The sequence below is a fragment of the Isoptericola sp. BMS4 genome, from assembly GCF_011634835.1.
Lineage (GTDB): Bacteria > Actinomycetota > Actinomycetes > Actinomycetales > Cellulomonadaceae > Isoptericola.
Window position 1 is genome coordinate 1 of sequence record NZ_SIRP01000034.1, and the last position, 8,058, is coordinate 8,058.

The 8,058-nt window shown below is 65.2% G+C and carries 6 protein-coding genes; all 6 read right to left on the reverse strand.

Annotated elements, in window-relative coordinates; genetic code table 11:
• Window positions 1–103 precede the first annotated feature (103 nt).
• Window positions 104–3,025 (reverse strand): glycoside hydrolase family 2 TIM barrel-domain containing protein, encoded by a 2,922-nt coding sequence (locus EYB28_RS19860; RefSeq protein WP_166853019.1) that lies wholly within the window; start codon window positions 3,023–3,025, stop codon window positions 104–106.
• 62 nt (window positions 3,026–3,087) lie between these two features.
• Entirely contained in the window at window positions 3,088–3,855 is a 768-nt protein-coding gene (locus EYB28_RS19865; RefSeq protein WP_166853022.1) for an SDR family NAD(P)-dependent oxidoreductase, read from the reverse strand.
• Complete coding sequence (locus tag EYB28_RS19870; RefSeq protein WP_166853025.1) at window positions 3,852–4,943, reverse strand: mandelate racemase/muconate lactonizing enzyme family protein; 1,092 nt, start codon at window positions 4,941–4,943, stop codon at window positions 3,852–3,854. Before EYB28_RS19870 ends, EYB28_RS19865 begins: the two co-directional genes overlap by 4 nt.
• A 53-nt stretch (window positions 4,944–4,996) precedes the next feature.
• Window positions 4,997–6,106, reverse strand: coding sequence for a glycosyl hydrolase (locus tag EYB28_RS19875; RefSeq protein WP_166853028.1), 1,110 nt, complete (start codon window positions 6,104–6,106; stop codon window positions 4,997–4,999).
• 23 nt (window positions 6,107–6,129) lie between these two features.
• Window positions 6,130–7,005 (reverse strand): carbohydrate ABC transporter permease, encoded by an 876-nt coding sequence (locus EYB28_RS19880; protein WP_240930791.1) that lies wholly within the window; start codon window positions 7,003–7,005, stop codon window positions 6,130–6,132.
• 19 nt (window positions 7,006–7,024) lie between these two features.
• Window positions 7,025–7,960, reverse strand: coding sequence for a carbohydrate ABC transporter permease (locus EYB28_RS19885; protein WP_240930792.1), 936 nt, complete (start codon window positions 7,958–7,960; stop codon window positions 7,025–7,027).
• Window positions 7,961–8,058: the final 98 nt, after the last annotated feature.

Consider the following 8,058-nt stretch of genomic DNA (forward strand, 5'->3'; position numbering starts at 1 on the left):
TCACACTCTCCCTCGAGCATCGTTGCATCAGGACGCCACCAAACTGGTGAACCGGTTTTCCAAATCGTGCCGCACCTGTCCCCCATTGGCAACCCTCGCCGCGTCACCTTTCGGTAACGGACTTGTCCACGCCCCTGCCATCGTCGCTCTCGAACATCTCGATCCGGTATGTGAGGTCGTACCGACCAGGGCTGATCCGGTACCGCTCGAGCACATCCGGACCGCACGCCCCTGTGCCGAGCCCTCGGTGCGCCGCATCGAGGCACAACACGATCCGGTCGTCTGCGGCGAGGTCGCTGTCATTGGCCGCAGCGAAGAGCGCCTGTGGTGAGTAGCGCGTCGCAGACCAGGAAAAGCGCTCTTCGAGTGTCGAGAACCTCAGAAACTCCCCGCTTGAGTCGTCCACGAGCTCGATCCAGTCCGTCTCCGTGCGGAGGCCGAACTCCTGTGGGACCAGGTAGGGCGAATCCTCGATGGGCCCGGACCAGATTCCCCAGTGCGCGGACCTGTCACGGTCGGAGTAGTTCTCGTGGGGACCGCGCCCGAGCCACCGGAGTCGGTCGAAGCGGGGATCGACCCGCATCAGGACACCGACTCGTGGAAGGTCAGCCGCAGAGTCAGGTACCTCGAATACGTGGCGGACCTCCACGGCCTCGGCTTGTCGTTCCACAGTGGAGGAGTGGCGCACGACCTGATCGGCCGGCTTGACATCGATCCCGGCATCACGCCAGCGGATGAGTGTCGGAGAGCCCATCTCTCGGACTCGTACGATCTCCTCGAGCAGCTTGAGTCCGTCATTGTCCGTCGCGCCACGCCAGACGTTGGGTACCGCTTCGTCGACGGCATCGGGACGTATCGGCACACGGACCACTGGATCGATGGGTGGTCCCGGTCGGCCCTCCCGCAGTTCCATCTGATCCCACGCCATTAAGTGGCCCGACTCGGCGAACCAGGTGGCCGTTCGCAATCGCCATGTCACGTTCAGGTGCACCCGGCCCGGACCGTCGGGCATCTTCGAGGGAAGCGGCACGTCGTGGCAGATGCCCGGTGCAATCCTGCCGACCTCCAAGTCACCGGACTCGACGGTGACGCCATCGACGGCAAGCTCCCAGTGCGGCACCAGGTCATCGAGATCAGCGAACTGACGCCGGTTCGTGATCTGGAGACCGCCCCGGACCAGCTCGGTCACGACCGGCCGGTAGACCCAGGCGATCTCGGCAGCGGCCGGGTGCGGCTCTCTGTCCGCCGAGACGATTCCGTCGGCCACAAAGTTCGCGTCGTGCGGTGTGTCGCCAAACTGGCCCCCGTAGGCGAGCCGGATCGAGCCGTCGTCGAGCACTTGACGCAGCCCGTGGTCCTTCCACTCCCAGATGTACCCTCCCTGAAGGCCTGGGCTCGCTGAGATGACGTCCCAGTAGTCTGCCAGGGAGCCGTTGCTGTTCCCCATGGCGTGCGAGTACTCGCACATGATGAGGGGGCGGTCAGCTCTGCCCGCCACGACCTGCTCCGAGTACTGGCGGATCTCTTCGATGCTCGGGTACATCGGGCAAACCACGTCTGTTCCGTGGCGTCCGCCGTCGGCCCAGCCAGAGAAGCGGATGGCGTCCTCGTAGTGCAGCGGGCGTGAGGGGTCTGCACGGCGGATCCAACCGGCCAGCGCATCATGGTTGACGCCGTACCCGCTCTCGTTGCCAAGGCTCCATTGGATGACGCAGGGGTGGTTCCGGTCGCGGGCCACCATGCGCGCTCCCCGTTCGAGCCACGTCGCCCGGTATCTGACGTCGCCACAGAGGTACCAGTTGTAGGCGTGCGACTCGATGTTGGCCTCGTCGAGAACATAGAAGCCCAGCTCGTCACACAGGTCGTAGAACGCCGGATCGTTGGGGTAGTGCGATGTCCGTACGGCGTTGATGTTCATCCGCCGCATCTCGATCAGGTCCGCGCGCATCGCATCGACGTCGACCGCTGCTCCACGATCTGGGTCGTGGTCATGCCGGTTGACCCCGAAGATCCACACTCTTCGGCCATTGACGAGAAGGCTGGCACCGTCGATCTCGACCCGCCGGAACCCAATCCGCACGGTGGTCTCGTCGACTACAGCACCGTCGGGGTCGACGAGCTCCGCCACGGCGTCGTACAGATACGGAGTCTCTGCCGACCAGGGCTGGACCTCCAGGCCCTCCCATCCCAGACGTGTGATGTGTCCCGAGAACTCATAGGTCCGGGTCGGGTCGTGAGGGACCGGAGCCTGCTTCGTTTCGGCGACATTCCCGCGTACGTGCGCGCGGACCGTGTACCCCTCCGGGACGGGACCGAGGCCCCCGTGATCGACAGTCACCCGAAGGTCCAGTGCACCTTGGCAGGACCCCGGGTCGAAGTCGGCACGAGCATCAATGTCCGCAATTGCGACGGCCGGTCGGGACTCGAGCCGGACGCTGCGGTGCAGTCCCGCGAGCCACCACCCGTCCTGGTCCTCGACGAAGCTCTGCGCGGAGTAACGGATGACGACGACGGCCAGCACGTTCACGCCAGCCTGCACGACGTGCGATACGTCGTACTCGCTGGCGAGACGCGCATCGGTGCCATAGCCGACGAAGGTCCCGTTGAGGTACACCGCGTGGACGCTGTCCGCGGCTCCGATGTGCAGGGCGACGCGTTCACGAGTCCAGTTCGGCGGAACTTCGAACTCCCGGCGGTAGACACCCGTGGGGTTGTGCTCCGGCAGGTGTGGGGGTGGTTCGGAGAACGGCATCTGGATGTTGGTGTAGTGGGGCTTGTCGCCGACGTCCTGTACGGGCCAGCTGCCGGGGACGACGATCGAACGCCACTGCCCAGAAGGGGCGTCGACGTCGACGACATCGCTCGGGACTACTTCCGGTGACGCGAAGAGCCGGAACGACCAGTCTCCGTCGAGCGGGAGCGCACGGTCACCGGTCATCGCAGGCCGTGCGCGCATCGGGAGCCTGTGGATCGCGGTCGTCGACGGATCGTGCCAAGGTCGGAGCTCGGCCAGGGTGGGCAGCATGTCGGATCCTCTCGTTCGCGGTACGTTCGGGTAGCCAGAGACGCCTGGCACGACGGCGGGCCTCAGGCGTGCCGTGCGCCGAGGCCACCGTCGACGGCCCAGCTGGCGCCGGTGACGAAGCTTGCGGAGTCCGAACCGAGGAACACCACGACCTCGGCTATTTCCGCCGGCTGTGCCATACGACGCAGCGCGTGCAGCTTCTCGACACGCGCACGTTCGTGGGCGCCCGCCTGGTCGAAGTGTTCGTTCACACGCTCGCTCAGTGTCCAGCCTGGATCGACGGTGTTCACCCGGATGCCCAGGCAACCGACGTCGAGTGCGAGGGAGCGGCTCATCCCTGCGACACCCGCCTTCGCCGCGCCGTAGGGGAAGGCTCCCTCCGCGGTGTGCGTGGCGTGCAGCGAACCGATGTTGATGATGCTGCCGGTTTCGGCGCGCTCCATCGCCGGCAGGACGGCGCGCGTCATGAGCCACGGAGCCTTGAATCCGAGCTTCATGAACGCGTCCCACTCATCACCGGTCATCGTGCGTGCGTCGAACTCTCCGTCCCGGTTCGCAGCATTCACCAGTACGTCGACCTTTCCATGGGTCGACAGAACTTCATCCACGGCCCGCGCGACAGCAGCCTCGTCGGTCACGTCGACAGTGCGGTGACGAACTCGGGCACCGAGGCGTTCGGCGAGGCGTTCCCCGGCCGACGCGTGGACGTCCAGCACCCAGATCTCACCGCCCTCGCGGGTACCGGCCTCGGCCACCGCGGCTCCGATGCCCCGGGCACCGCCCGCCACCACGGCTACCTTTCCGCTCCAGGCGCCCTCGGTCCGTGTCACGCGGCCGCCGTCCTGGCCAGGCGGTCGAAGTCCAGTACGACGCCGTGTCCAGGTCGATGCGGTGCCGACACGTGGCCGTCGACGACTCTCATGGGGTCGGCCATGTACGCGTGGAGGCCGAAGCCGTGGGCCTCCATGTATGTCCGATGCGGAGCTGCGGCGAGAGCGTGCACGGTGAGGTCGTGCACGCCGTGAGAGGTCAGAAGCATGTTGTTCGCCTCAGCCAGGGCGGCGACCTTGCGGAACGTCGTGTACCCGCCGATGTTGCTGACGTCGGGCTCGGGCAAGGTCAGCGATGCAGCGCGCACGGCGTTCTGGAAGTCATAGAGGGTGTGGAGGTTCTCGCCCCCGGCGATCGTGTGTCCGCTCTCGCGCACGACTCGCGCGTTGCCCACGAGGTCGTCTGGAATGGTCGGCTCCTCGATCCATCCCAGGTCGAACGGTGAGAGGGCCCTTGCCGCACGGATGGCGCCGTCGACGGTCCATCTCATGTTGGCGTCAACCATGAGCGGAAAGCCGTCCCCCAGGTGTTCGCGCATCGCCGCCACCCGGGCGACGTCGTCACGCAGGTCGGGTCGTCCCACCTTCATCTTGATGGCGCGGAACCCTTCGGCGATGAACCTGTCCGCCTGCGACTTCAGGTCAGTCAGCGGAAACTCGAGATCGATCCCCCCGGCATAGACGGGGACGACAGGGTCGTATCCGCCGAACAGCTTCCACAGCGGAGTCTGCGCGCGCACACCCTGCAGGTCCCACAACGCGATGTCGACGGCCGAGATCGCCGAGGTGGCGTGCCCGCCTCGCCCGGCGTAGTGGAGTCGCCACCACATCGACTGCCAGATCGCCTCAATCCGGTCGGCATCGGCCCCGACGAGGCTCCCGGTCAGGTCGTCCCGGATCATCGTGGCGACGGCCCCACCGCCGTGGTTGACGGTGTAGGTGTATCCCAGACCCTCCGCCCCGTCGCTGTCCTCGATGCGTACGGTGATGAGTTCGAAGTCCATCATCGCGCCGTGCATCGAGTCGGTGAGCTTGGTCTGAAGCGGTACGCGAAAGAGGTCCGTGCGTACTCGTTCGATCGTGGCCATCGTGTCTCTCCCTGAAGTGTGCGGGCCCCGCCCGTCTCGTCGTATGCGCGTGATCAGCGCCGGCCGGGAGGCGGGAGCGCGGTCACGGCAGGCACGTGCGCAGTCTCCGGACTCTGTCCGCTCGTGTAGAAGGTCTTCTGCCTCTCGTCCGCGGCAAACCCGAGGATGTAATTCCAGGTGTTCGACACGTCGTGGCACAGCCCCCAGCGGACTCCGTCCAGCGGAGCGTCGACGGGCTCGTCGCGGCGCAGTGGTCCGGCCGCGACCGGCGGCGCCGGAATGTATGCCATGATCTCGAAGTTGATCCCGTCCGGGGCGAACTGCATGGTGTTGCGCTCAGGGCCGTCGGTGGAGAGCATCGCGGCGATCCCGTCGCCGTGCTTCCACAGGCACGTCTCGTGCCCGCTGTTCGTCACAGGGTTCGCCGGCGAGCGTCGGTACGGACCCTCGACATGGTCGGCGATGGCGACGCCCCAGCGCGTGGTGCGGCCGCCGGCGGTGAACCCCTCCCCCATTTGCTCGCCCTTGTAGTACAGGTAGAACCGACCCCGATAGGGCACGAGGATCGGATCGTGGACCTTGAGGCTGTCGAACGAGCCGCGGGACACCACGCTGAGGCGGTTGTCCTCCTGACCCGCCCATTCCCCGTCCGCCTGCGGTTCGAGAATCGGCCTCGTCGAGCGTTCCCACGGACCATCGGGTCCCGGGGCCTTGGCGATTGCGATCGATTCGGGGCTCCGCAAGCGATACGGGGAGCGGAGCACCTGGTACACGAGGTAGAACCACCCGTCGTGCTCGAGAACCTCCGGCGTGAACACGCTCCGATCGTCGTAGCTCCCCGGCTCCCCGCGTCCGAGTGCGCGGCCCTGCTCGACCCAGACCACACCGTCGTCCGAAGTCGCGTGCCAGATCTCCGACCAGTCCCACGGGAAGACCTTGGCCATCGGGTCCTCGCCGAATCCATCAGTTTCTCCCGTCGAGCGCGTGTACCAGACGTGGTACCGGCCATCGACGGTGAGCACCGAACTCGGGTCCCGTCGGTGCACCCCCACTTCCGGCCCCAGCCCTTCGACAGGAAAGGTCTGGAAGTCACAGAACCACGCCGTGTCGGCGGGGTAGTTCCGTGCTCGGCGGGTTGCCGCACTCTCGACGGGCTGGCCCATGTCATCACCTTTCTGCGCGGACGTCACTTGATCGCTCCCCCAATCCCACCGATGGAGAAGAAGCGGTTCAGCACAGCGAACACGATCACCGGCGGCAGCAACATGACGACGGACATCGCCATGACGGGCCCCCAGTCGGTCGCATTCTGCTGAAAGAAGGTCTGCAGGCCGATCGGCAGCGTGAAATTGCTCTGAGTCCGGAGGAAAACTGTGGCAATGAGGTAGTCGTTCCACGCGACGAGGAAGCTGAAGATCGCTGCGGAGAGGATTCCCGGATACGAGTTCCTCAGCACGACTCGAATGAAACCGCCCCACATGGAGGCGCCGTCGACCCACGCGGCTTCCTCCAGCTCGACGGGAATCGAGTCATAGTAGCTCGCCATCATCCAGCACGTGACCGCCATGCTTCCGGCGATGAAGATGATCGCCACGCCACTCAGCGTGTCGGCCAGCCCAACGTTCGCAAAGACGACGAACAGGGGAATGACGAAGACGATCACCGGAAGGCTCTGGACGACGAACAGTGAAAGCGTGTAGCCAGCGATGAATCTGTTGCGGAGTCTGGACATCGGATAGCCGGCCAGCGCGCCGATGATCACCGCGAAGATCGTAGTACCGAAGGTGACGACGAGCGTGTTTCCCAGGTAAACCATCACGGGTGTCTTCGTGAAGATCTCGACGTAGTTGGAGAAGTTCCACGAATAGACCCCGGATGCCGTCTGGCCGGACCGCAGCGACAGCACAAGGATGAGGATGATCGGCGTCAGGACGATAAGAGTGACCATCGCCATCACCAGCGTCTTGCCCCACCGGGATACAGCCTCCCGTCGCTGCTTGCGCACCAACCTGTCGCGATCGCGCGTGCCTGTTACCGAACGGGCAGACGGGGACGTCTTCATGCGTGTCATGGCAACCCCCTCAGACGTTGACTGGCGCTCGGTAGATGCGCCGGAAGAAGTAGATGGATATGGCGATCAGTGCGGCCGTGATGAGAAAAGCGACCGCGACCCCGTATCCCGTACGGAAGTCCTGGAAAACGAGCCGGTAGGCGAACACCACGAGCGTCGATGTCGATCCCGTCGGACCGCCACCGGTCAGCAGGTAGACGGAAGGGAAGTCGTTGATCGTGAAGATCGACGCGAGCACCCACGAGATGTAGATGGGCTTGGCGGTGATCGGCAGGATGATGTGGCGAACTCGCTGCCATCTGCTTGCGCCATCGAGTCGGGAGGCCTCCTCGACGCTCCCGTCCACGGCCTGCAGAGCGGAACTCATCATCATCATCATGAACGGGAACGTTCCCCAGATCTTGAAGATGATCACGATCGCCATCGCCGATCCAGCGTTCGCCAGGATCTGGACGTCGCCGAAACCTAGCGCTCTGAGGAGGGTGGGTATCGGGCTGGAGGGCGTAGCGACAAGGAAATTCCAGCTCGTCGTGCTGACAACTACGGGGACCACCCACGGCAGGAGCAGGAGAACCTTGAAGGCCGACCTGCCGGGGAAGTCACGGCGCAGCACGAGCGCCAGGCCCATGCCGACGACCCAAGCCACGAACACAGAGAGCACTGTGAACAGCAGCGTGAAACGCACCGCCTGCCAGAACGCCGGATCCTGCAGCGCCGTCGAGTAGTTCTCCAGCCCCACGAGTTCGCCCGGCCCCGCGATGCCACCGTCACGCAGGGACTGGTTCGCCGCGTAGAAGAGCGGGTAGGCATTGAGCGCGACAAGCAGGATGATGGACGGGGCCAGCATGGCCGCCATCGTCTTCTTCCGCCCGGGGTGCAGACCACGCCCGCGCTGACGTGGATCATGTGCCGTCACGGCCGGCTTCGTCGCCGTCGTTACGTCCATCGTGGACGCCTCCTTCAGTTCGGTCATGATCTGCGGTTCACATGACCTGTTCGAGGCCGGCTTGCAGGGTCTGGAGGATCTGCTCGGCGCTGCCCTCG

Excerpts from the sequence above, each read along its gene's own strand:
- EYB28_RS19875 (WP_166853028.1), bottom strand. The coding sequence starts at position 6,106 with ATGGGCCAGCCCGTCGAGAGTGCGGCAACCCGCCGAGCACGGAACTAC.
- EYB28_RS19870 (WP_166853025.1), bottom strand. The coding sequence starts at position 4,943 with ATGGCCACGATCGAACGAGTACGCACGGACCTCTTTCGCGTACCGCTT.
- EYB28_RS19880 (WP_240930791.1), bottom strand. The coding sequence starts at position 7,005 with ATGAAGACGTCCCCGTCTGCCCGTTCGGTAACAGGCACGCGCGATCGC.
- EYB28_RS19885 (WP_240930792.1), bottom strand. The coding sequence starts at position 7,960 with ATGGACGTAACGACGGCGACGAAGCCGGCCGTGACGGCACATGATCCA.
- EYB28_RS19860 (WP_166853019.1), bottom strand. The coding sequence starts at position 3,025 with ATGCTGCCCACCCTGGCCGAGCTCCGACCTTGGCACGATCCGTCGACG.